Origin of the sequence: Pelagimonas phthalicica (assembly GCF_004364805.1) — a bacterium.
GTDB lineage: Bacteria > Pseudomonadota > Alphaproteobacteria > Rhodobacterales > Rhodobacteraceae > Pelagimonas > Pelagimonas phthalicica.
In genome coordinates, this window is sequence record NZ_SOAP01000002.1 from 404,135 (window position 1) to 425,066 (window position 20,932).

At 56.4% G+C, this 20,932-nt stretch carries 18 protein-coding genes and 1 tRNA gene; 8 read left to right on the forward strand and 11 right to left on the reverse strand.

From position 1 onward, the window contains the following. Positions 1-45 precede the first annotated feature (45 nt). Positions 46-1,203, forward strand: a complete 1,158-nt coding sequence (gene rnd / locus CLV87_RS12045; protein ID WP_099247722.1) for a ribonuclease D — start codon at positions 46-48, stop codon at positions 1,201-1,203. Between the two features lie 16 nt (positions 1,204-1,219). On the opposite strand, the gene CLV87_RS12050 is transcribed toward rnd, so the two are convergent. Then, positions 1,220-1,723 carry a hypothetical protein gene (locus CLV87_RS12050; RefSeq protein ID WP_099245622.1) on the reverse strand — a complete coding sequence of 168 codons (504 nt, stop codon included), beginning with the start codon at positions 1,721-1,723 and terminating at the stop codon, positions 1,220-1,222. Between the two features lie 139 nt (positions 1,724-1,862). On the opposite strand from CLV87_RS12050, the gene CLV87_RS12055 reads away from it, so the two are divergent. After that, positions 1,863-2,273 (forward strand): SufE family protein, encoded by a 411-nt coding sequence (locus tag CLV87_RS12055; RefSeq protein ID WP_099245624.1) that lies wholly within the window; start codon positions 1,863-1,865, stop codon positions 2,271-2,273. A gap of 81 nt (positions 2,274-2,354) precedes the next feature. Here the strand turns inward: CLV87_RS12055 and trpE are convergent, their stop codons facing one another. The 8 genes from trpE to fabI form a co-directional block, all read right to left on the reverse strand. Next, positions 2,355-3,869 (reverse strand): anthranilate synthase component I, encoded by a 1,515-nt coding sequence (trpE, locus tag CLV87_RS12060; protein ID WP_099245626.1) that lies wholly within the window; start codon positions 3,867-3,869, stop codon positions 2,355-2,357. Positions 3,870-3,883: 14 nt separating this feature from the next. Beyond that, a complete protein-coding gene (locus CLV87_RS12065; RefSeq protein WP_099245628.1) occupies positions 3,884-5,734 on the reverse strand; it encodes a peptidyl-prolyl cis-trans isomerase in 1,851 nt (616 codons plus the stop codon). Between the two features lie 54 nt (positions 5,735-5,788). Continuing rightward, positions 5,789-6,973 (reverse strand): aminotransferase, encoded by a 1,185-nt coding sequence (locus CLV87_RS12070; protein ID WP_099245630.1) that lies wholly within the window; start codon positions 6,971-6,973, stop codon positions 5,789-5,791. Between the two features lie 24 nt (positions 6,974-6,997). Next, positions 6,998-7,507, reverse strand: a complete 510-nt coding sequence (gpt, locus tag CLV87_RS12075; RefSeq protein ID WP_099245632.1) for a xanthine phosphoribosyltransferase — start codon at positions 7,505-7,507, stop codon at positions 6,998-7,000. 46 nt (positions 7,508-7,553) lie between these two features. Then, positions 7,554-8,165 (reverse strand): LysE family transporter, encoded by a 612-nt coding sequence (locus tag CLV87_RS12080; RefSeq protein WP_099245634.1) that lies wholly within the window; start codon positions 8,163-8,165, stop codon positions 7,554-7,556. Further along, positions 8,166-8,768: a LysE family translocator gene (locus CLV87_RS12085; RefSeq protein WP_099245636.1), complete on the reverse strand. Its 603-nt coding sequence runs from the start codon at positions 8,766-8,768 to the stop codon at positions 8,166-8,168. A gap of 76 nt (positions 8,769-8,844) precedes the next feature. Beyond that, positions 8,845-9,591: a L,D-transpeptidase family protein gene (locus tag CLV87_RS12090; RefSeq protein WP_218012918.1), complete on the reverse strand. Its 747-nt coding sequence runs from the start codon at positions 9,589-9,591 to the stop codon at positions 8,845-8,847. After that, the gene (fabI, locus tag CLV87_RS12095) at positions 9,591-10,397 is read right to left on the reverse strand and encodes an enoyl-ACP reductase FabI (RefSeq protein WP_099245638.1); all 807 of its coding nucleotides are present in this window, start codon (positions 10,395-10,397) and stop codon (positions 9,591-9,593) included. The genes CLV87_RS12090 and fabI overlap by 1 nt, the downstream gene beginning before the upstream one ends. 150 nt (positions 10,398-10,547) lie before the next feature. Here fabI and pdxH point away from each other — a divergent pair, with 150 nt between their 5' ends. From pdxH to CLV87_RS12125, 6 genes are all read left to right on the forward strand, one after another. After that, entirely contained in the window at positions 10,548-11,153 is a 606-nt protein-coding gene (gene pdxH / locus CLV87_RS12100) for a pyridoxamine 5'-phosphate oxidase (protein WP_133840769.1), read from the forward strand. 161 nt (positions 11,154-11,314) lie between these two features. Then, positions 11,315-11,842: a cold-shock protein gene (locus CLV87_RS12105; protein ID WP_099245640.1), complete on the forward strand. Its 528-nt coding sequence runs from the start codon at positions 11,315-11,317 to the stop codon at positions 11,840-11,842. Continuing rightward, on the forward strand, positions 11,818-12,567 hold the full coding sequence (locus CLV87_RS12110; RefSeq protein ID WP_235871916.1) for a DUF192 domain-containing protein: 750 nt from the start codon (positions 11,818-11,820) through the stop codon (positions 12,565-12,567). The genes CLV87_RS12105 and CLV87_RS12110 overlap by 25 nt, the downstream gene beginning before the upstream one ends. 78 nt (positions 12,568-12,645) lie before the next feature. Further along, positions 12,646-12,722: transfer RNA gene (locus tag CLV87_RS12115), tRNA-Pro, on the forward strand. A gap of 563 nt (positions 12,723-13,285) precedes the next feature. Beyond that, complete coding sequence (locus tag CLV87_RS12120) at positions 13,286-16,960, forward strand: vitamin B12-dependent ribonucleotide reductase (protein ID WP_099245642.1); 3,675 nt, start codon at positions 13,286-13,288, stop codon at positions 16,958-16,960. A 201-nt stretch (positions 16,961-17,161) separates the two neighbouring features. Further along, positions 17,162-18,031: a glycosyltransferase family 2 protein gene (locus tag CLV87_RS12125; RefSeq protein ID WP_099245644.1), complete on the forward strand. Its 870-nt coding sequence runs from the start codon at positions 17,162-17,164 to the stop codon at positions 18,029-18,031. A gap of 5 nt (positions 18,032-18,036) precedes the next feature. On the opposite strand, the gene CLV87_RS12130 is transcribed toward CLV87_RS12125, so the two are convergent. Continuing rightward, a complete protein-coding gene (locus tag CLV87_RS12130; protein WP_099245646.1) occupies positions 18,037-19,539 on the reverse strand; it encodes a calcium-binding protein in 1,503 nt (500 codons plus the stop codon). 175 nt (positions 19,540-19,714) lie between these two features. Next, entirely contained in the window at positions 19,715-20,929 is a 1,215-nt protein-coding gene (locus CLV87_RS12135) for an NADP-dependent isocitrate dehydrogenase (protein WP_099245648.1), read from the reverse strand. Positions 20,930-20,932: the final 3 nt, after the last annotated feature.

Below are 20,932 nucleotides of genomic sequence, written 5' to 3' on the forward strand. Positions count from 1 at the left end.
AAAACTCGCGCCAAAAAGATAAAGACAACAAAGAAAAGGCTGCGCATGCAGACGATCAGCACGACCCAGGACCTCGCCGCTTTTTGCGACCGCGCCAAAGGCCAACCTTATGTTACGGTTGATACGGAGTTTCTTCGCGAACGCACCTATTACTCGAAACTCTGCCTGATCCAATTGGCTTTGCCGGGGGACAAGGTCGAGGATGCGGTGCTGGTGGATCCCTTGGTTGATGGCTTGTCTCTGGATCCGCTACTGGATCTGTTTCGCGATGAAAACACTGTCAAAGTCTTTCATGCCGCGCGTCAGGATCTGGAAATTTTCTATATTGATCATGGCGTTATTCCAAAGCCTTTGTTCGATACGCAAGTGGCGGCCATGGTGTGCGGTTTTGGCGAACAGGTCGGTTACGAGACACTGGTCAAACGTATCGCCAAACAGCAGCTCGATAAAAGCTCGCGCTTTACTGATTGGTCCCGGCGCCCGCTGACGGATGCACAAAAGACCTATGCCTTGGCGGATGTGACCCATCTGCGCCAGATTTACGAGTTCCTCTCGCGCAAGTTGAAAGAAACCGGTCGCGCCCGTTGGGTCGGCGAGGAAATCGCCATATTGCTCGATCCCGAAACCTATATCACACGCCCGGAAGAGGCTTGGAAACGGGTCAAAACCCGCTCCAATTCGGTGCGCTTCCTTGCGGTTGTTCGGGCCTTGGCACAGTTTCGCGAGTCCCATGCCCAATCCAGAAACATCCCGCGCAATCGGGTGTTTAAGGATGACGCCTTGGTCGAGCTGGCCTCCACCAAACCTGCCACAATGCAGGATTTGGGGCGGTCCCGGCTTTTGCTGCGCGAAGCCCGCAAGGGCGACATTGCCGAAGGTATTCTGGCAGCAATCCAGGCCGGTTTGAATTGCCCACCGGATCAAATGCCGAAAGTCTCCAAAGAGCGGGACAAACAACAGGTGAACCCGGCCTTGGCGGATTTGCTGCGCGTCTTGTTGAAAGCCAAAACCGAAAATTACGGCGTGGCGTCAAAACTGATTGCGCCAGCATCAGACCTTGATTTGATTGCGTCAGGTGAGCGTGACGTTGCCGCTCTGCGCGGATGGCGCCGCGAAGTCTTTGGAGAGGATGCACTGCGTCTTTGCCAAGGCGAAATTGCCTTGGCGGCCAAAGGCAAAAATGTCGTGGTGATTGAAACCTAACGTCGGGTGCGCCGGGTTACCGGCGCGACACGCGCGCGTTATTTGCCGCAACAACACGGATTTGGCGAATCCCGGCCAGCTGGTTATCCGTCAGCCAGATTGCCGCAGTCACGGTCCGAGAAGCTTCGCTGCCAACTGGACCACGTGCCTGCAACGCTTTGAAAGCAAAGGTCAACGTGGTTTCGTTGCTTTGTTCTTTCACGGGGACAAGCTTAACGTCAAACGCGTTTTGCTGCGCTGTCACACCCGAGGCACGCACAATCGCGCCACCTGGGCGGCGCTCCACCAAAAGTTGTGTGACCTCGGCGATCTCCCAACCTTTATAGCTCTCATCCTTTTCCTTTCGGAAAAGCGAAGCGCGTCGTTTCGGGATCAATGGATTGACATTGGCCTCTGTGGCAACCGGCTCGGATTTGCTGCGCCCAAACCAGTTGAACGGATTGACCACCGAGTCGCGCACCGCGCCACAGCTGGTCAGAACCAGCATAGAAACAACAAGAACGGAAATCGGTTTTTTCATTTCAATCTGCCTCACCCTGCATGGATACCGGGTTAGCGCAATTTGTCGGGTTTGAAAAGCGCTTGCAGGGCTGGACCTTTGCCATGAGCGGGCTTAGGTCAGAAGGCGCAAGCGCAGAGTGGATAAGAGGAAGACAGGCATGGCCCAGGCTGCATTCGAAGAGGTGGTCGAAGATTTCGAATTCCTTGACGATTGGGAAGATCGCTATCGCATGGTGATCGAAATGGGCAAGGCTCTGCCGCCGCTTGATGATGCGCTCAAGGTTGCGGCGAAAAAGGTTGATGGCTGTGCCAGTCAGGTCTGGCTGCATATCACCCCCAAAGATGGCGTTTTCCATTTTCAGGGTGAAAGTGATGCGATGATCGTGCAGGGGCTGATTGCCCTGCTACATAAGCTTTATGACGGCTTGCCCATCTCCGAAGTTACCGCGGTCGAAGCCCGCGAAGAGCTTGGCCGCCTCGGCCTGCACGATCACCTATCGGCGCAACGATCCAATGGCTTGCGCTCGATGATCGAACGCATCCGCCTTGAGGCGCAGAACCAAGTTTGAAAACCCAACGGGCCCTTTTGGGTTTCTTTGGGCTAAAAATATCCCGGGGGTGCGGGGGCTGGCCCCCGCTCTGACATAAAATCAGCTATTGCCGTTGCCAGTGAAGCGGGCCGCATCGGCAGCGGCTCGACGGATTGCGTTGGATTTGTGCACGGTCTCTTGGTATTCCGCCTCGGGATCGCTGTCATAGACAACGCCGCCACCGGCCTGAATATACAGCTTTTGATCTTTCACAATGGCGGTGCGCAGCGCGATACACATATCCATATCGCCTCCAGCACTGAAATAACCAACACCGCCGCCATATACGCCGCGTTTCTCAGGCTCCAACTCGTCGATGATCTCCATCGCGCGCACCTTGGGGGCACCAGACACCGTCCCGGCGGGCATTCCGGCAAAGAAGGCGGACAGGGCGTCCTGATCCTCGTGCAACTCACCCACCACGTTTGACACGATATGCATCACGTGGCTGTAACGCTCGATAATGAATTCCTCGGTCGGGCGTACGGTGCCGATCTTGGCCACCCGGCCGACATCATTGCGGCCGAGATCGAGCAGCATCAGATGCTCCGCCAACTCTTTCTTATCGGCCAGAAGATCCAGCTCCAGCGCCTTGTCCTCTTCGGGGGTCGCGCCGCGTGGGCGGGTCCCGGCGATGGGGCGGATGGTCACCTCATTGCCAAAGACGCGCACCAGAATTTCCGGGGACGCCCCGATGACCTGGAAGCCACCAAAGTTGAAGTGGAACATAAAGGGCGACGGGTTGGTGCGTCGCAAAGAGCGATAGAGCGCAAAGGGCGGCAGTGGGAAATCCTGCGTCCAACGCTGAGCCGGAACAACCTGAAAGATATCACCAGCTTTGATGTAATCCTTGGCCTTTTCCACCGCGTCCAAATAGCCCTGATGGCTGAAATTCGACTGTGGCACCCCCAGGTCCGCTGCATCACCCAGATCGCGTGCTTGTTGGGGCAGGGCGCGTTCCAGATCGCGCACGGCGTCCATCACCCGTTCTGCCGCCTGCGCATAAGCTGCGCGGGCTGACATACCGTCTTGGACCCAAGCCGGGGAAACCACGGTGACCTCGCCTTTGGCACCGTCCAGCACCGCAATAACCGACGGTCGCATCATGCAGGCATCCGGCAGGCCAAGAGGGTCCGGATTGATGTTGGGTAAATGCTCCACCAAGCGGATCATGTCATAGCCAAGATAGCCGAACAGACCGGCAGAGGCTTGCGGCAGCCCCTCGGGCAGGTTGATCCGGCTTTCGGCCAACAGAGCGCGCAGGTTTGTGAGCGGGTCACCCTCCTGGTCCTGGAACGTATCCGGATCAAAGCGTGCCGCGCGATTGATCCGCGACTGTGTCCCGTGACATTGCCAGATCAGGTCTGGCTTCATCCCGATAATCGAATAGCGCCCGCGGATCTCACCTCCGGTTACCGATTCCAGCATAAAGCTGTCGCGGGCGGCACCAGTCAATTTCAGCATCAGCGAAACCGGCGTATCCAGATCGGCGGCCAAACGGGTATAGACGACCTGATTTTGCCCCGCTTGGTAGGCGTTGGCGAAATCGTCAAAAGACGGGGTCAGAGCGGACATATCGGGTCTGGACCTTATTGGAAATTGGCGTGAACCGCGTTGATCGCTTGCTGATCAATCGACACGGTGGCGCGTTGTTGAATATCGGCAGACAGGGCGCGGAACAGATCCTGTGCGACATCTGCATTGGCCTGATCGCCAAACAGATTCACCAGCATCTGGGCGCTTTCATCTTCTTTGTCCGCTGGCAGGATTTTGTCCAACTGGATGATCACGGCACTGTCCAGCCCGTCGATCACACGGGTTTCACCCGGCTCCAGTTCAAAAACCGCCTGCAGAACACCCGGGGCAAGCTCGGCACCAAAAGCGTTCCGCGTCAGGGCCTCTTCCTTGTTGGCGGTCAAACCAATCGCGTCAAAGGTTTTGCCTGCGCCCAATTCGCTGGCTTTCTCTTTGGCGATTGCGACCAGAGCATCCACGCGCTGTTTGGCTTCGTATTGGGTTTCAACTTGCGATTTCACCTCGGCAAAGGGGATCGGGGCAGGGGCCAGCACCTCTTCGAGACGCATGGCAAAAATGCCGCCATCTCCCAGCTGTGTGACGGTTGGGTAATCGTCCCCCGAAACCGTCGCCGCAAGGTTGCGGAAGCCTTCATAGGCGGCGATTTCACCGTCGCCATCACGCCCCGTCCAGCCAATTTCGCCCAGTTGCAGATCAGAGGCCTCGGCCAGCTCTTCCAAAGTGGCACCGGCGGCAAGCTCATCATCAAAGCCTTGTGCCTGGCCTTCAATCACGCGGCGGGCGCGGTCCAATGCCAGCGTGTCGCGCAGAGCTGGAACAGCCTCTTCAAAGCTGGTGGATTGTGCGGGCAGTACAGCGTTGACACGGAACAGAGCCGGGCCAAGATCAGATTGCGCCGGGCCCGCAACTGCTCCGACTTCAGCAGCAAAGACAACATCCGCGGCAGCGCCGAGATCGCCAACAGTGACATCGCCCATATCGGTGTCAGACAGGGTCAGGTCACGTTCGGCCACAAGATCCTCGAATGTCGCTTCACCGGCAGTGATGCGATCTTGCGCGGCCTGCGCCGTTGCTTCGTCACCAAAGACCAAACGTTCCACAAGACGACGCTCTGGCAGGTTGAACTCGGCCTCCCGCTCTTCATATGCGGCGCGCAGGCTGTCTTGGTCCACGTCAACGGAATCCAGAATCATGTCAGGGGTCAGCCAGACATAGGTGATGCGTTTGGTTTCCGGACGGGTGAAGCGGTCGATATTGTCATCATACCATTTGGTCAGCTCTTCCTCCGAAGGGACCGGAAGGCCGGTTGTCAGTGCCTCGGCACCAAGTTCGGCCCAGGTAAAGGCGCGACGCTCACCGGCAAAGGCGGCCAAAGTGTCAACATAAGTTGCCGGCAGTTTGATACCAGCAAGAACCGAGCCCTGCAAAATCGTGCTGGCACTGTCGGCGCGCAGCCCTTCCTCGAACTCGCTTTCGCTTAGGCCGGCATTGTCCAGCGTGTAGTTATAAGCTTCGCGGCTGAACTGTCCATCTGGGCCGTGAAAGGCCTGGGTGTTGCGGATTTCTTCGGCCAGACGCTCGTCACCGATAGAGATGCCAAGGCGGCGGGCTTCGTCCTCAAGCGCGGCATTCACCACCATCTGGGCCAAGACCTGGCTGGTCAGACCCTGTTCCTGCGCCTGCTGAAAGGTGATCGGCTGACCGGCCTGTGCTTCGGCGGCCGAGATCTGGTTGCGCAGGGCGCGGAAATATTCCTGAACGCCAATTTCCGCCTCACCAACCGAGCCGATGCTGCGCACATTGCCCGAGAAATTGGTCGCGCCAAAGCCACCCAATCCTACAAACAGCAAGGCCATGAGACCGTAGACAAAAATCTTGCCCATGCTTGTTCTTTTCTCGGCCATTTTGTTCTCCGCAGGAATGAAGTGCTTTTTGTGTCGCAATGTCTACGACGCGTGTCAGGCCCCTGCAAGGGGCCAGTCGAGGCTGGCGAGCCGTTCTGTGAATTCTGCTATGCCAACCGCGTTAACATTGGCAAAGGCGACGCGGAAGGCGCGTGGTGCGTTTGGGTCGCCCTCAGGCATGAACATGGAGGCGGGCAACAGCAAAACACCGGCCTCCGTCACCAGTTTCGGGGCAAGTCTGTCTGCGCTTTCGGCAAAAGGATGTGTGACCCAGGCGAAATAGGCCCCAACGCCCTGCAACCGCCAACCTTTGGCGGCGAGTTTGGGGAAATGGGTTTCGATGGCCGCGCGCCTGTCGATCAGGTCCTGACGTTGATCTGCCAACCAATCCGTTAAGTTGCGCAATCCCCATTCGGCGGAGGTTTGCCCCAAGGTCGGCGCGCAAATGGTTGTTGTGTCGAGATATTTCTCGACCTCGGCCAAGAATTTCGCATTGGCAAAGATCGCCCCGGTGCGATGTCCGGTCATGCGAAAGCTTTTGGAGAAACTGTAAAGCTGGATCAGGGTTTGATCCCAATCTGCCTGTTTCAGCAGATCATGAACCGGGTCAGTTCCGCTGTGAAAATCGCGATAGGTTTCGTCAATGATCAGTTTTAACCCGTGATCTCGCGCCAGCTCAAAAAAGCTGTGCAGCAGCGCGGGCGGGTATTCGACGCCGGTCGGGTTGTTGGGAGAGATCAGCAAGATCGCCTTGGTGCGCGGCGAAATCAGGGATTTGGCGATGTCCGGATCCGGCAGCAAATCCGCGCCCAAACTCATCGGTTTGGCGATGACCCCGGACATGTCCAAACACATTTTGTGATTGAAATACCAAGGCACCGGCAGGATGACCTCATCCCCTGCGCCACAAAGCGCGGCAATCGTCGCGGTAAAGGCCTGATTGCAGCCCGCCGTGATGGCAATTTGATCTGGGCGGACGGGTGCTGCGTAAAAGCCCGACCAACTTTGGGCCAAGGTCTCTCGCAAGGACGGCAGGCCCAGAACCGGACCATAAAGATGGGTTTCGGGATCTTTCAGCGCCTCGGCCATCACCTCTTGCAACGCCAAGGGGGGCGGGTCAGCCGGGACTGCCTGGCTGAGATTGATCAGAGGGCGGTCAGGCGAAAACGTCACCCCGTCCAGCCACTTGCGCGCGGCTGGAATTGGGGGCGCAAAGGTGGTTTGCGTCCAACTGCTCATGCCTGACCTCTGATCATCAGCAGGTCAGTCATCCTTGCCGGTATAGGGTTTGACATATTGCAGCGCCATATCCCATGGGAAGAAGATCCAGGTGTCCTGGCTTACCTCGGTGATATAGGAATTCACCTGCGGTTTGCCCATCGGTTTGGCGTAAACGGTGGCGACATGGGCCTTGGGCATATGTTTTCGCACCACTTCCAATGTCTTGCCGGTATCTACCAGATCGTCGATAACCAGCACGCCTTCGCCGTCGCCCACCAGATCGGCATTTGGCGATTTGATCACCTGCGGTTCCGATTGCGTCTGGTGATGGTAGCTTTTGACACTGATCGTATCGACCATGCGAATGTCGAGCTCGCGCGCGATGATCATCGCTGGGGCCATGCCGCCGCGGGTGATGGCGACCACAGCCTTCCACGCCCCATCTTCGCCCGGACCTTGCCCTTGCAAACGCCACGCCAGCGCGCGGGCGTCGCGATGCAGCTGATCCCAGCTGACATGAAATCCTTTTTCATGGGGCAAACGGTCGGTCATTCTGGTCTCCTAGCGGTGTCTTGGCGATCCATTGGATCTGCTTGGTTCAGGTCAGGGCGATTTTCGCGCCAAAAGCGGCAATCATCGCGCCAAATACCCGATCTGTCCAGGTTTTCAAACGGGCATATATTGCGCGTGGTTTTGGCAGCGAAAAGACCCGCGCCACGGTCAGATACCACAGGGTTTCGTTCAGCCCAATAACCAGTACCAGCAAAACCCGCGACAACAGCGAGGCATCGGTGGGCAAGAGCCCGACAAAGACCGCACCAAAGAAAATCGCTGGTTTGGGATTGGTGGCAAAGGCCAGAAATCCCATGCGCATGGCGGCCATTTTGCTGCGTGGCGCGACTTCGCCCAATTGCGGCATTGGTGATTTGGCGTGTTTCCACATCATGTAGGCCACATAAAGCAGGAATAGTCCGCCGAGGATCTTGAGGCCGACAAACAGCGCCGGAACAAGTTCGAACAGAACGGCAAGGCCAGCCATCGCCCCGGCGGCCCAAAGCATCGCACCGATTCCATAACCGATCGACAGCATGGCCGCGGTGGGAAATCCTTCACTCGCCGCGGTGCGCAGGCAAAGCACAAAGGTCGGCCCTGGGCTCATCGCGGCCAAGAGGTGGATGAGCGCGATAGAGAGAAAGACGGAAAGCAGCATTTATTTCCCAACCAAAAGCTTCAGGCCCAGCAAGCCAAGGATCGCCCCGGCCACGCGGTCGAATACCGGTTTCAGCCGCAGATAGCCAGCCCGAGCCGGTGGGGTCGATAGAAGGGCAGCAAAGGAGCCATAGGCGATGACCTCGACCAAGAGGTGGTTGGTCACGATAAAGGCCTTTTCGCTGAGGGTCAGTCCGGCGGGAAAGATCACGACCAGGACCGAGGCCGCGAACAGCACCGATTTCGGGTTGGCCAGGTTGACCAAGAGCCCACCCAAAAATGCCTTGCGACCCGGTGTTGCGCTGTCGCTCAGCGGTTTCGAGGCGTCGCGCCACAACCCATAGGCCACCCAGATCAGGTAAGCCGCGCCAAGTGTCTTGATCAATAGAAAGGCCCAGGGAAACAGGGCAAAGACAGCCTCGAGCCCCAATAGGGCAGCGGCCGTCCAGGTGGCGGCCATCAGGGCAAGGCCAAGACCCGTAGCAAGCCCGACCCAAAACCCGCCTGTGATGGCTTGGCGCAAGGCAAACAGCAAAGCCGGGCCGGGGGCCGCGAGGGCCGCCAATAAGGTCAGGTTAAATGCCAGTAAATGTGTCCAATCCATAGATCGCCCCTCATGCCAATCACCGCAAAAACCAAACGGTGGGCCGAGCACAGCGCAAAACACGCGCAGGGGCAAGTCAGTTCAGGTGGTATTTCTGATCTTTGATGGAAACGGTGGGCACTTTCTTGGTTGATTCAAAAGCTTGGTAAATCGGCTGCAGATCCTGCCAAAAGCCATGCCAGGGCGATTGAGCCGCTTCTTTGATACGGGATTCTGTGAGGCGGAATGGGAAGGCGTGAACTGGCACACGGTCTTGGCCGTGCGCCAAGGCGGCTTCGACCAGCACATAGATTTCCTCGATCAAGGGATCGGTCATGGCGTAACATCCGATTGAGACGCAATTGCCATGCACCATCAGGAAACTGCCTGTGCGACCCAGTGATTGATCAAAGGCGTTGGGAAAGCCGAGGTTGAATGACAGGTGAAAGCTGGAATTCGGGTTCAGGGCCGATTTTGGGACATGATAAATGCCCTCTGGCGATTGCCCGTCGCCTTCACGCAGTTTGGGGCCAAGGTCACCGGAGAAATGGCAGATTGGGTAGGTTTTGAAGAGGTTGAATGTGCCGTCATTCTCAACCCACAATTCCAACACACTCTCTTCTTTGAAGATCCGCAAGAACACAGGTGCCCCGAAGGCCAGCCCGTGCTGGGCGAAGGCGCGCGTTAGCAGCGGCACCTGTTTGGAACGAATGTCGGAAATATCCGCCCGCAGCCCAAGCGGCTCGGCGATACGCACTGGCAAATGGGCGCGATATTGATAAGCCAAAACAGAAATGCCCGCCACAATGGCGAGCATTCCAAGGATAACAAAAATCCGACGCATCAGCCTTTGGAGATGTCAGGCGCGTCAACGGCTTTCATGCCGACCACGTGATAGCCCGCATCCACATGCAGGTTTTCCCCGGTCACACCGCTGCCCAGATCGCTGAGCAGGTAGAGCGCAGATTTGCCTACATCTTCGGTGGTGACATTGCGGCGTAGTGGCGAGTTGTATTCGTTCCATTTCATAATATAGCGGAAATCACCAATACCCGAAGCGGCCAGTGTTTTGATCGGACCGGCCGAGATCGCGTTGACGCGGATACCGTCCTTGCCCAGATCTTCGGCCAGGTACTTGACGGACGCCTCAAGCGCGGCTTTGGCGACGCCCATGACATTATAATGCGGCATGACCTGCTCGGCACCGTAATAGGTCAGTGTCAGCGCGCTGCCACCTTCGGACATCAGCTTTTCGGCGCGCTGCATGACGGCAGTAAAGCTGTAGACCGAAATATCCATGGTCATAGAGAAGTTGCCGCGCGTGGTGTCGACGTAACGACCGCGCAGCTCGCCCTTGTCAGAAAAGCCGATGGCGTGAACGACAAAATCCAGCTTGCCCCATTTTTCCTCAAGCGCGGCGAAGAGGGCGTCGATCGAGGCCTCGTCATTCACATCGCAAGGCAGGACAATGTCACTGCCCAATTGCTCGGCCAGTGGCCCGACGCGTTTCATCAAGGCTTCGCCCTGATAAGAAAAGGCCAGTTCCGCGCCTGCATCTGCGCAAGCCTTGGCAATTCCCCAAGCAATGGATTTGTCATTGGCAAGACCCATGATCAGCCCACGTTTTCCAGCCATCAAACCATTCGACATCTTTGGCACTCCAACCCTGTCCGTATTCCTGCAAGGTCTTTATGTGATCACTTCTTTGGCATCAAGGGCGCAGCTTTAAAGGCTTGCACAAACATGAAAGCTGAGAAACACCTTGGGCAAAGCACAATGTCATATGCACAGGAGGCTGTGATGAGCGAGAGATCCGGAATTTTCGCGGGGGATGACCCGTTTGCCTTGTCGCAGGCATGGCTTGATGAGGCGGTGAAATCAGAAATCAACGACCCGAATGCCATAGCTTTGTCGACGGTGGATGCAGACGGTATGCCCAATGTGCGCATGGTCTTGCTTAAGGATATCGAGGCGGACGCCTTTGTCTTTTATACCAATTACGGGTCGGTCAAAGCGCAAGAGCTGGACGCGCAGGGCAAGGCAAGCTTTGTCATGCATTGGAAATCCCTGCGCCGCCAGATCCGAGTGCGGGGCCTGGTCGAACGCGAAGAGGGGCCGCAGGCGGATGTATATTATGCCTCACGCTCGCTCAAAAGTCGGCTAGGGGCCTGGGCCTCGCATCAATCGCAACCGCTGAGTTCACGCTCTGCCCTGATGGCAGAAGTCGCCAAAGTCACCGCAACCAAGGGGCCGAATCCCCCGCGTCCGGAATTTTGGGGCGGCTACAGGATTCGCCCGCTGGAAATCGAGTTCTGGGCGGATGGTGCCTTTAGATTGCATGACCGCTTTCGATGGACACGGGCAGATTGTAAAGGTAAATGGAAGGTTAACAGACTGCATCCCTAGCAGGGATTGAATCATGCCCAAACGGATAGTTTTGGACCATTTGTTCAACTTTGCCTGTCGCCCTGACACAAAATAGGCCATTTTGTAGGCCTTGAAATCCGACTGTCATATGTATCAAGACAGACGGCGGGGATACGTCAGTACATCACTGGAAGGTGAGTTTGAAACAGAACGACAAAGAAGTGACGCGGCTGTTGGGCAAGGTTAAGTGGTTTGATCCTGTAAAAGGGTTCGGTTTTGTGGTTGCCGACGAAGGTGGGCCAGATATTTTGCTACATGCAAATGTCTTGCGCAATTTCGGGCAGAGCTCAGTAGCCGACGGAGCGCAGATCGAGATCGAGGTTCAAGAGACCGATCGCGGTGTGCAAGCAACAGAAGTGTTGCGGATCGAACCACCAGAGGTCACAGACAGTGCACCTTTGGCGGATTTTGAGCATTTGGACCCAGATACCATGGCGCAGGCTTCACTCGAGCCGGCACGCGTCAAATGGTTCGACAAGGCCAAAGGCTTTGGGTTTGCAAATGTCTTTGGAAAACCCGAAGATGTGTTCATTCATATCGAAGTTCTGCGCCGGTCGGGACTTGCGGATTTGCAACCGGGCGAAGCCCTGGCAATCCGTGTGGTCGACGGCAAGCGTGGACGCATGGCGATGGAAGTGAACGCATGGGAAGCAGCCCTCACACGTTAAACCGTATTGTCAAAACCGTCGCATTGTCAGCGACGGTTTCACTCGTAACTGGTTTGCCAAGCACCACTTTGGCAGATGGGGACACATCAGAAGGGGCAGGGGCACCGATAGAAGGAGCCACTGCCCCTCTTATTGTTCCGGCCCCAGGAATTGCGCCTCCGGCCGAGCTATTGCCTTTGGTGCCGGATCAGCCGGTGACAGAGCCGGATGCAACCACGATGGACGATCCCGAACAGGTTGAAACGCCAGATGCAGAGGGTGATGTCGTTGCAACAGATGACGCGGCTGAGAAAATCGCGGATCAAAGCGAAGCCCCAAAACCGACATGCCCCGAGGATGTGCTGTGGTTGCGTGGCGAGTTTGGCAAGGCGCGCTTTACGGTTGATGTGGCCAATACCCGCGATTCCCGCGCTCAGGGGTTGATGCATGTTGAAAGCATGCCCGCCAGCAAGGGGATGCTCTTTGTTTATGAGTTTCCGCGCGAAGTGGCCTTCTGGATGAAGAACACGCTGATTCCGCTCGATATCATTTATGCCGATGAACGCGGCGTTGTGCAGTCGATTCACGCCAATGCGGTTCCCGGTGATCTGACGCCGCTTCCGGGTGAGGGGCTTATCCAATATGTGCTTGAGATCAATGGCGGCATGGCGAATGCCTTGGGAATCCTGCCCGGAACGCAGATTCAGCACCCGGCTATTTCCAACCCTGCATGGCCCTGTTCATAAAACTTTTGCCTAAGTGAATTTTTCCGCGTTTTTGGGCTTTTCATCTGCTGAAAGGGTCGCTAAATACGCCTCCACGGTCGGGGTGTGGCGCAGTCTGGTAGCGCACCTGTTTTGGGTACAGGGGGTCGTGAGTTCGAATCTCGCCGCCCCGACCACTTCACTAAATCTAGATGAAACTGTCATGTTTCCGTTGCGGAGCGCCTATATCTGGTGTGTCCGCTTGTTTCGATTCGGCGAGTTCGACCTTGGTCGTGCCTCTTTGGCCACATCTTGGTTAACTTAACCATTATTAACAGATTTTGGGGTTATCCTTCAGGCTATTCTTCAACAGCTGTGGATAACTCTGCCGCAACATTAGGTTTTTCCCAATAATCCAAGCAAAGCCCAAATTAACCTTCTGTGGGTGAATCGGGGGAGTTCCACATCCCCTAGTGGGGGTAAATTTGGTCAACACAAAATATATGGAGAAACTGTGAAAAAACCCGTTGACCGGGCAGGCCAAAGACTTCAATTTGTGCGGGCCGGTCGGGAAGCCCACTAGATATAGTAGCCAAGACCGCATGAGGGACAAAACGCTCTGACAAGCAATCTGCACCGGTTCCACGCCGGGATCAGCGCTGCCACGCGCGCTGACAGGGAAGATTTGTCTCTGATGCTTCGCAAGAAGGCATCACAACGGGGACAGCCAGAGTCACAAAGAGAGACAGGGGCAGCACAGATGAAAATCGAGCGCAAATTCACAAAAGCAGGCCAAGATGCGTATGACAGCATCGAATTTGTCACCACCAGTTCCGAGATTCGGAACCCGGACGGGACGGTTGTTTTCTCAAATGACAATCTCGAAGTTCCGGCAAAATGGTCTCAAGTCGCCAGTGATGTGATTGCGCAGAAATATTTCCGCAAAGCTGGTGTACCAGTCGCGCTGAAACGCGTTCCCGAAGATGGCGTGCCGGAATTTCTGTGGCGCTCTGTTCCTGCCAATGACAGCACCGAAAAAACAGGTGAAAGCTCGGCCAAGCAAGTGTTTGACCGTTTGGCAGGTGCCTGGTGCTATTGGGGTTGGAAAGGTGGCTATTTCAGCACCGAAGAAGATGCGCGCGCCTATTTTGACGAAATGCGCTTTATGCTGGCCACGCAGATGGCGGCCCCGAACTCTCCGCAATGGTTTAACACCGGTCTGCATTGGGCCTATGGCATCGACGGGCCGGGGCAGGGGCATCACTATGTCGACTACAAAACCGGCAAGCTGACCAAATCCAAAAGCGCCTATGAGCATCCGCAACCGCATGCTTGCTTTATCCAGTCCGTTTCTGACGATCTGGTGCAAGAGGGCGGCATCATGGATCTCTGGGTGCGTGAGGCGCGCCTGTTCAAATATGGCTCTGGCACCGGCACCAATTTCTCCAGCTTGCGGGCTGAAGGGGAATCCTTGTCCGGTGGCGGCAAATCCTCGGGCCTGATGGGTTTCCTCAAGATTGGCGATCGAGCAGCTGGCGCCATCAAGTCCGGCGGCACCACCCGTCGCGCCGCCAAGATGGTGATCTGTGACGCCGATCACCCCGATATCGAAGAATTCATCAACTGGAAGGTCAAGGAAGAGCAAAAGGTCGCCTCGATCGTTGCGGGCTCCATGATGCATGAAAAGATGCTGAATAGCATTTTTGATGCGATCAAAGCCTGGGATGGTCTTGAGGCCGACGCCTATGACCCCAAAAAGAACGACGCGCTCAAGGGGGCGATCCGCGCCGCCAAGGGGACAATGATCCCCGAGACCTATATCAAGCGCGTGCTGGACTATGCCAAGCAGGGCTATGCCAGCATTGAGTTCCCAACCTATGACACCGACTGGGATAGTGAAGCCTATGCCAGCGTTTCGGGCCAGAACTCCAACAACTCGATCCGCGTCACCGATGCCTTCCTCAAGGCTGTCAAAGAAGACAAGCCTTGGGAGCTGATCCGCCGCACCGATGGCTCGGTCGCCAAGACCATCTCGGCCAAGGAGCTGTGGGAACAGGTGGGGCACGCGGCCTGGGCCTGTGCTGATCCGGGCATCCAGTTCCACGACACCGTGAACGCCTGGCACACATGCCCCGAAGATGGTGAGATTCGCGGCTCAAACCCTTGTTCGGAATACATGTTCCTGGACGATACCGCCTGTAACCTGGCCTCGATGAACCTCTTGACCTTCCTCAAGGGTGACGCGTTTGACGCCGAAAGCTACATGCATGCCACGCGCCTTTGGACGCTGACCCTGGAAATCTCGGTCACCATGGCGCAGTTCCCATCCAAAGAGATTGCGCAACTGTCTTATGACTTCCGCACGCTGGGTCTGGGCTATGCCAATATTGGCGGTCTGCTGATGAATATGGGGCTGGGTTATGACAGCGTCGAAGGTCGCGCGCTGGGTGGTGTTCTGACCGCGATCATGACCGGTGTCTCTTATGCGACCTCGGCTGAGATTGCCGGTGAGCTGGGCCCATTCTCGGGCTACAAGCGTAACAAGGATCACATGCTGAAAGTGATCCGCAACCATCGCAATGCGGCCTATGGTGCGACCTCAGGCTATGACAAGCTTGAGATCAAGCCAGTACCGCTGGACCACGCTGGCTGCCCCGATGGCACGCTGGTTGAGCTGGCCATGTCCTGCTGGGACGAAGCTCTGCGTCTGGGTGAACAACACGGTTATCGCAACGCGCAGGTGTCTGTGATCGCACCGACCGGGACCATTGGCCTAGTGATGGATTGCGACACAACCGGGATCGAGCCTGACTTTGCACTGGTCAAATTCAAGAAACTCGCCGGGGGGGGTTACTTCAAGATCATCAACCGCTCGGTTCCGGCGGCGCTGGACAAGCTGGGTTACAGCTCCAGCCAGATCGAAGAGATCATCGGCTATGCGGTTGGCCATCAGACGCTAGGCAACGCGCCGGTGATCAACCACACCTCGCTGATCGGCCATGGCTTTGGTCCGGCCCAGATCGAAAAGATCGAAACCGCGCTGGCCACGGCCTTTGACATCCGCTTTGTCTTTAACCAGTGGACACTGGGCGAGGATTTCTGTCAGGACGTGCTGGGCATTCCGGCGGAAAAGCTGAATGATCCAACCTTCGACCTCCTGCGTCATCTGGGCTATGACAAGGCCGCGATTGATGCTGCCAATGACCATGTCTGCGGCACCATGACCCTGGAAGGCGCGCCGCATCTGCGTGTCGAAGATTACCCGGTCTTTGATTGTGCCAACCCATGCGGCAAGAAGGGCAAACGCTTCCTGTCGGTGAATGCGCATATCGATATGATGGCCGCGGCGCAGTCCTTTATCTCGGGCGCGATTTCCAAGACCATCAACATGCCCAACGATGCCACCATCGAGGATTGCCAGGCCGCCTATGAGCGCAGCTGGAAAATGGGTGTGAAAGCCAACGCCCTGTATCGTGATGGCTCCAAACTGTCCCAGCCACTGGCCGCGGCCTTGGTTGAGGATGACGAGGAGGCCGCCGAAATCCTGGAAACTGGCGCACCTCAAGAAAAGGCGCAGGTTCTGGCGGAAAAGATCGTCGAGAAAATCGTCGTCAAAGAGATCATCAAATCCGAACGCTCCAAAATGCCAGAACGCCGCAAGGGGTACACGCAAAAGGCGGTTGTGGGCGGTCACAAGGTCTATCTGCGCACCGGCGAATATTCAGACGGCTCCCTGGGTGAGATCTTTATCGACATGCACAAGGAAGGGGCGGGTTTCCGCGCCATGATGAACAACTTTGCCATCGCGGTGTCGGTTGGTCTGCAATATGGCGTGCCGCTTGAAGAGTTCGTTGACGCCTTCACCTTCACCAAGTTTGAACCGGCAGGCATGGTGCAGGGCAATGACAGCATCAAAAATGCGACCTCGATCCTTGACTATATTTTCCGCGAGTTGGCGGTGTCCTATCTGGACCGCACCGATCTGGCCCATGTCAAACCCGAAGGCGCGTCGTTTGATGACCTTGGTCGTGGCGAAGAAGAAGGCGTTTCCAACGTCAAGGAGCTCAGCGAAAGTGCGGCTAGCAAGTCCTTGGAAGTGCTGAAACAAATCAGTTCGACCGGCTATCTGCGAAAACGTCTGCCTCAGGAATTGGTTGTGCTGCAAGGCGGGCAATCCGGCGGTGTGGCCCTGGGCCAGACAGGCACCGATCCGGTGCAGGCCTTGAACACTTTGGTGCCAGAGACCTCGGTGTCACCAGCCGCTGAAACATCCGTCATGGAGACAGCGGCAATGCCTACCATGACAGCCGCGAGCCGCGCCAAGATGCAAGGCTATGAGGGCGAGGCCTGTGGAGATTGCGGCAACTACACGCTGGTGCGCAACGGCACCTGCATGAAGTGCAACACCTGCGGATCAACATCCGGGTGTAGCTAATGAGACAGGGGGTAGGCCAAGGCCTGCCCCCAATCGTTTCCGGGGCCGGTGCGCTGGCCCTGAACGCGGATAGGGCCGCAGGCAAAAACTCAAGGGCGGTGAATCATAGGAGCCTTATCAGCGAAACTGGCAAGGGCCCCGCATGGGGCCCTTTTTTCGCGCCCTTGTCTGGGATAGGTTGCGGCAAGGAGTGTGGGTGTTATGAAAATTGCCGCTTTGACAATGGTTTACCGCGATTACTGGGCGCTGTCGCGTTGGTATGCGCATCATGGCACCCAAATTGGATTTGAGAACCTGTTTGTCGTGGCGCATGGGGCTGATCCGAAGATCGCCGAGATCTGCCCAAAGGCCAGCATCATCACCATCCCGCGTGACAGCCTGGACAATTTTGATCGGGTGCGGGCGACACTGCTGAACGGAATCCATTCCGGCTTGGCCGCGCTTTATGATTGGGTGTTGCGCACCGATGCGGATGAGCTGATTTGCTTTGACCCGGATTTATACGCCTCGCTGTCAGATGCGATTTCCGCCAATGCCGAATCTCCGGTTTTGACGGCCCTGGGGTTTGAACTGGTGGCGCAAGCGGGGGAGCCGGAATTGAATGACGGCCCGGTCTTTGCCACCCGGCGTCAACTGGCTTTTAGCGGCCATTATTCCAAAGCCGTTGCGTCGCGCCGCGCGATGGATTTTTCACTTCATGGCGTGCGGGTGGCCCCGCGCCGGTTGGACAGCTTCCCCTTTAACATGCCACGTGGGCTGCTCCTTGCGCATCTGAAATACGCCAATGCTGCGGCCTTGGCCGATGCAACGCAGGTGCGGATGCAAGTCGCAAATGGCGAGGGCAGCGGATTGCCCGGGGCAGGGTGGCAAGAGGCCGAGGCTGATGCCACCCGGTTTCTGGCGGATTTCGAAGCCAAGCCGGTATTGCCCTGGGACAAGGCCGAGGCGAAAGCCTATGCAACTTTGTCGGTGAAACCCGCACGTTTGGAAAACCGCAACCTCGTCAAAACCCGCGCGCTGAAATTACCCTATCGGACAGAGTTGCCAGAGCGTTTCAGCGCGCAGGGCTAGGGCTGTTAGGCCACTTGCGCCGCCATTTGCATGTCAGACAGCGGCACAAAAGCGATGTCATCTGCAGGCAAGGAAGTCGGGTCAGTCTGGCCCATCACTACGGCAACCAGAACCTCACCGCCCGAGTCGTCCATCAAATAGACCTCAAGCGCATCGGTGTTATTTGCAGATGCGCGCACGTCAATCGTGCTGGCATCCGGATCAATGAAGTCAGGATAGGCGATCAGCAATTGGTCCTCGGACGGATCAAAATCCTGGATGAGCGAGGCTGTTGCATTGCCAACCTTGATCCAAACAGCGTCTGCCCCAGCACCAGTCGTGATGTCACTGCCGCCAAAGTCAAATATCGCATCAGCTCCGGCGCCCGCGTCCAGGAGCGACCCTTGAGTATCAGAAGACACGAGGATGTCGTTACCATCGCCACCATAGAGTTGTTTATCGCCGTTTGCCCCATCGCTCAGGATCAGGTCGTCGCCAGAACCGCCATGCAGAGTGTGATCGGCGGAAATCGCATCAAGCGTGTCATCTCCGTCACCACCAAAGAACTGCGACGTGCCATCAGGGGAATAATCGCTGAGATGGTCTTTGCCAGACCCGCCATGCAGCGTGTCATTGCCGCGATCTGCGATCAGCGTGTCATCACCGTGACCGCCACGCAATTCATCATCACCGGCCTCGCCATTGAGGAAGTCGTTTTCGCTGCCGCCGATTAGCAGGTCATTGCCGTTGCTGCCGTAGAGCGAATCCTCACCGGCACCGCCAATAAGGGTATCGTCACCCGGATCGCTTTGGTGACTGCCCGAGGCGCCGCCCCAAAGGATGTCATTGCCGCCGCCTCCATTCAGGATATCGCTGCCAAAGCGGCCCATGATCGTGTCATTTTCTGCGCCGCCAACGAGCGTATCCTCGCCGTAAGACCCATCCATATAGTCATTGCCGCTACCGCCATACGCAGTGAACCCGCCTGTTTCACCGTCGATGTTTTCGTCTTCGACCCAATCATCGCCTTCATTGCCGAAAATCGTGTCACCTGGCGAGGCGATGATGGAATCATTTCCAAAGCCACCTTCGACGAAATCAGCCCCGGCATTGGTGTGAATAATGTCATTGCCGAGCTGACCAACCAGGTAGTCGTCGCCCGCGCCGCCACCGATGAAATCATCACCAAGACCACCTTCGACCAGATCCGCACCATCGCCGGAGAGTAAGGTGTCGTTTCCATTATATCCGCGCAATGTGTCATTGCCGCCTTCTTCGTCGGTAACAAAATCATTGCCGCCGTCGCCCATAACGTGATCATCACCGGCACCGCCATCTATGGTATCATCGCCATTGCCGCCGCGTATCAGGTCGTTATCGCCCTTGCCCTGAAGCAGGTCATTGCCGTCTTCGCCAAAGATGATGTCCTCACCATCGGTGCCGATCATGGTGTCGTCGCCATCGGTGCCTTCGGCATAAAGAACACCAACGCTGCCTGCCGCAGCCAAAAGAGCCAAATAGAAAAGCATATCTTAAATCCCCAAACTGATACTCGGCGTCAGATTAGGAAGTTTGAGAACAATCACAAGGATTTAGGCAAATTTGTGTCGCATTGGAAAATGATCGGAAACAGTCATAAGGTTGAGGTAACACTGTTTCAAAACAGGGGCCCAATAAGCCCCTGTTTAACAATCTAAAGCAGAATCACCCTGCAAGCGCTTTGTTCAGGTTCTCATCGATCTTTTCAAGGAAACCCATGGTGGTCAGCCAGCCCTGATCCGGGCCAACCAGCAGGGCCAAGTCCTTGGTCATGAACCCGGATTCCACTGTATTGATAATCACCTGCTCAAGCGTTTGTGCAAATTCCTTGAGCTTGGTGTTTTCATCGAGCTTGGCACGATGTTTGAGCGCACCGGTCCAAGCATAGATCGAGGCTATGGAGTTGGTCGAGGTCGCTTCGCCCGCTTGATGCTGGCGATAGTGGCGCGTCACGGTGCCATGGGCGGCCTCAGCCTCAACAATCTTGCCATCAGGTGTCATCAGTTGCGAGGCCATCATGCCAAGCGAGCCGAAACCCTGCGCGACGGTGTCGGATTGCACATCGCCGTCATAGTTCTTGCAAGCCCAGACAAAGCCGCCATTCCATTTCAGTGCGCAGGCCACCATATCGTCGATCAGACGGTGCTGATATTCGATCCCGGCCTCTTTGAATTGCGCTTCGAACTCCTCTTCAAAGATCTCCTGAAAGATGTCCTTGAACCGTCCGTCATAGGCCTTGAGGATGGTGTTCTTGGTCGACAGATACACCGGCCAGCCCAGGTTCAAGCCGTAATTCATCGAGGCACGGGCAAAATCGCGGATCGAGTCATCGAGGTTATACATGCCCATGGTCACGCCCGCGCTTGGCGCGTCGTAGACTTCTTTCACGATCACGGTGCCGTCTTCGCCCTCAAACTTCATTGTGATCTTGCCCTTGCCGGGAAAGCGGAAGTCGGTGGCTTTGTATTGATCGCCAAAGGCATGGCGGCCGACGACAATCGGCTGGGTCCAGCCCGGAACCAGACGCGGGACGTTTTTGCAGATAATTGGCTGGCGGAACACCACACCGCCCAGAATGTTGCGAATGGTGCCATTGGGGCTGCGCCACATCTTTTTTAGGCCAAATTCCTCAACCCGCTGCTCGTCAGGTGTGATCGTGGCGCATTTGACTGCGACGCCAACCTCTTTGGTCTTTTCGGCGGCGTCGATGGTGATCTGATCTTCGGTGCGATCACGCTCTTCGATGCCAAGGTCGTAATAGAGCAGATCAATGTCCAAGTAGGGCAATATCAACTTGTCTTTGATGAACTGCCACATGATGCGGGTCATTTCATCGCCGTCCATTTCGACGATGGGGTTCTCTACCTTGATCTTGGTCATACT

Coding starts and splice junctions, on each gene's coding strand:
- rnd (WP_099247722.1), top strand. CDS start 46: ATGCAGACGATCAGCACGACCCAGGACCTCGCCGCTTTTTGCGACCGC.
- CLV87_RS12050 (WP_099245622.1), bottom strand. CDS start 1,723: ATGAAAAAACCGATTTCCGTTCTTGTTGTTTCTATGCTGGTTCTGACC.
- CLV87_RS12055 (WP_099245624.1), top strand. CDS start 1,863: ATGGCCCAGGCTGCATTCGAAGAGGTGGTCGAAGATTTCGAATTCCTT.
- trpE (WP_099245626.1), bottom strand. CDS start 3,869: ATGTCCGCTCTGACCCCGTCTTTTGACGATTTCGCCAACGCCTACCAA.
- CLV87_RS12065 (WP_099245628.1), bottom strand. CDS start 5,734: ATGGCCGAGAAAAGAACAAGCATGGGCAAGATTTTTGTCTACGGTCTC.
- CLV87_RS12070 (WP_099245630.1), bottom strand. CDS start 6,973: ATGAGCAGTTGGACGCAAACCACCTTTGCGCCCCCAATTCCAGCCGCG.
- gpt (WP_099245632.1), bottom strand. CDS start 7,507: ATGACCGACCGTTTGCCCCATGAAAAAGGATTTCATGTCAGCTGGGAT.
- CLV87_RS12080 (WP_099245634.1), bottom strand. CDS start 8,165: ATGCTGCTTTCCGTCTTTCTCTCTATCGCGCTCATCCACCTCTTGGCC.
- CLV87_RS12085 (WP_099245636.1), bottom strand. CDS start 8,768: ATGGATTGGACACATTTACTGGCATTTAACCTGACCTTATTGGCGGCC.
- CLV87_RS12090 (WP_218012918.1), bottom strand. CDS start 9,591: ATGCGTCGGATTTTTGTTATCCTTGGAATGCTCGCCATTGTGGCGGGC.
- fabI (WP_099245638.1), bottom strand. CDS start 10,397: ATGTCGAATGGTTTGATGGCTGGAAAACGTGGGCTGATCATGGGTCTT.
- pdxH (WP_133840769.1), top strand. CDS start 10,548: ATGAGCGAGAGATCCGGAATTTTCGCGGGGGATGACCCGTTTGCCTTG.
- CLV87_RS12110 (WP_235871916.1), top strand. CDS start 11,818: ATGGGAAGCAGCCCTCACACGTTAAACCGTATTGTCAAAACCGTCGCA.
- CLV87_RS12120 (WP_099245642.1), top strand. CDS start 13,286: ATGAAAATCGAGCGCAAATTCACAAAAGCAGGCCAAGATGCGTATGAC.
- CLV87_RS12125 (WP_099245644.1), top strand. CDS start 17,162: ATGAAAATTGCCGCTTTGACAATGGTTTACCGCGATTACTGGGCGCTG.
- CLV87_RS12130 (WP_099245646.1), bottom strand. CDS start 19,539: ATGCTTTTCTATTTGGCTCTTTTGGCTGCGGCAGGCAGCGTTGGTGTT.
- CLV87_RS12135 (WP_099245648.1), bottom strand. CDS start 20,929: ATGACCAAGATCAAGGTAGAGAACCCCATCGTCGAAATGGACGGCGAT.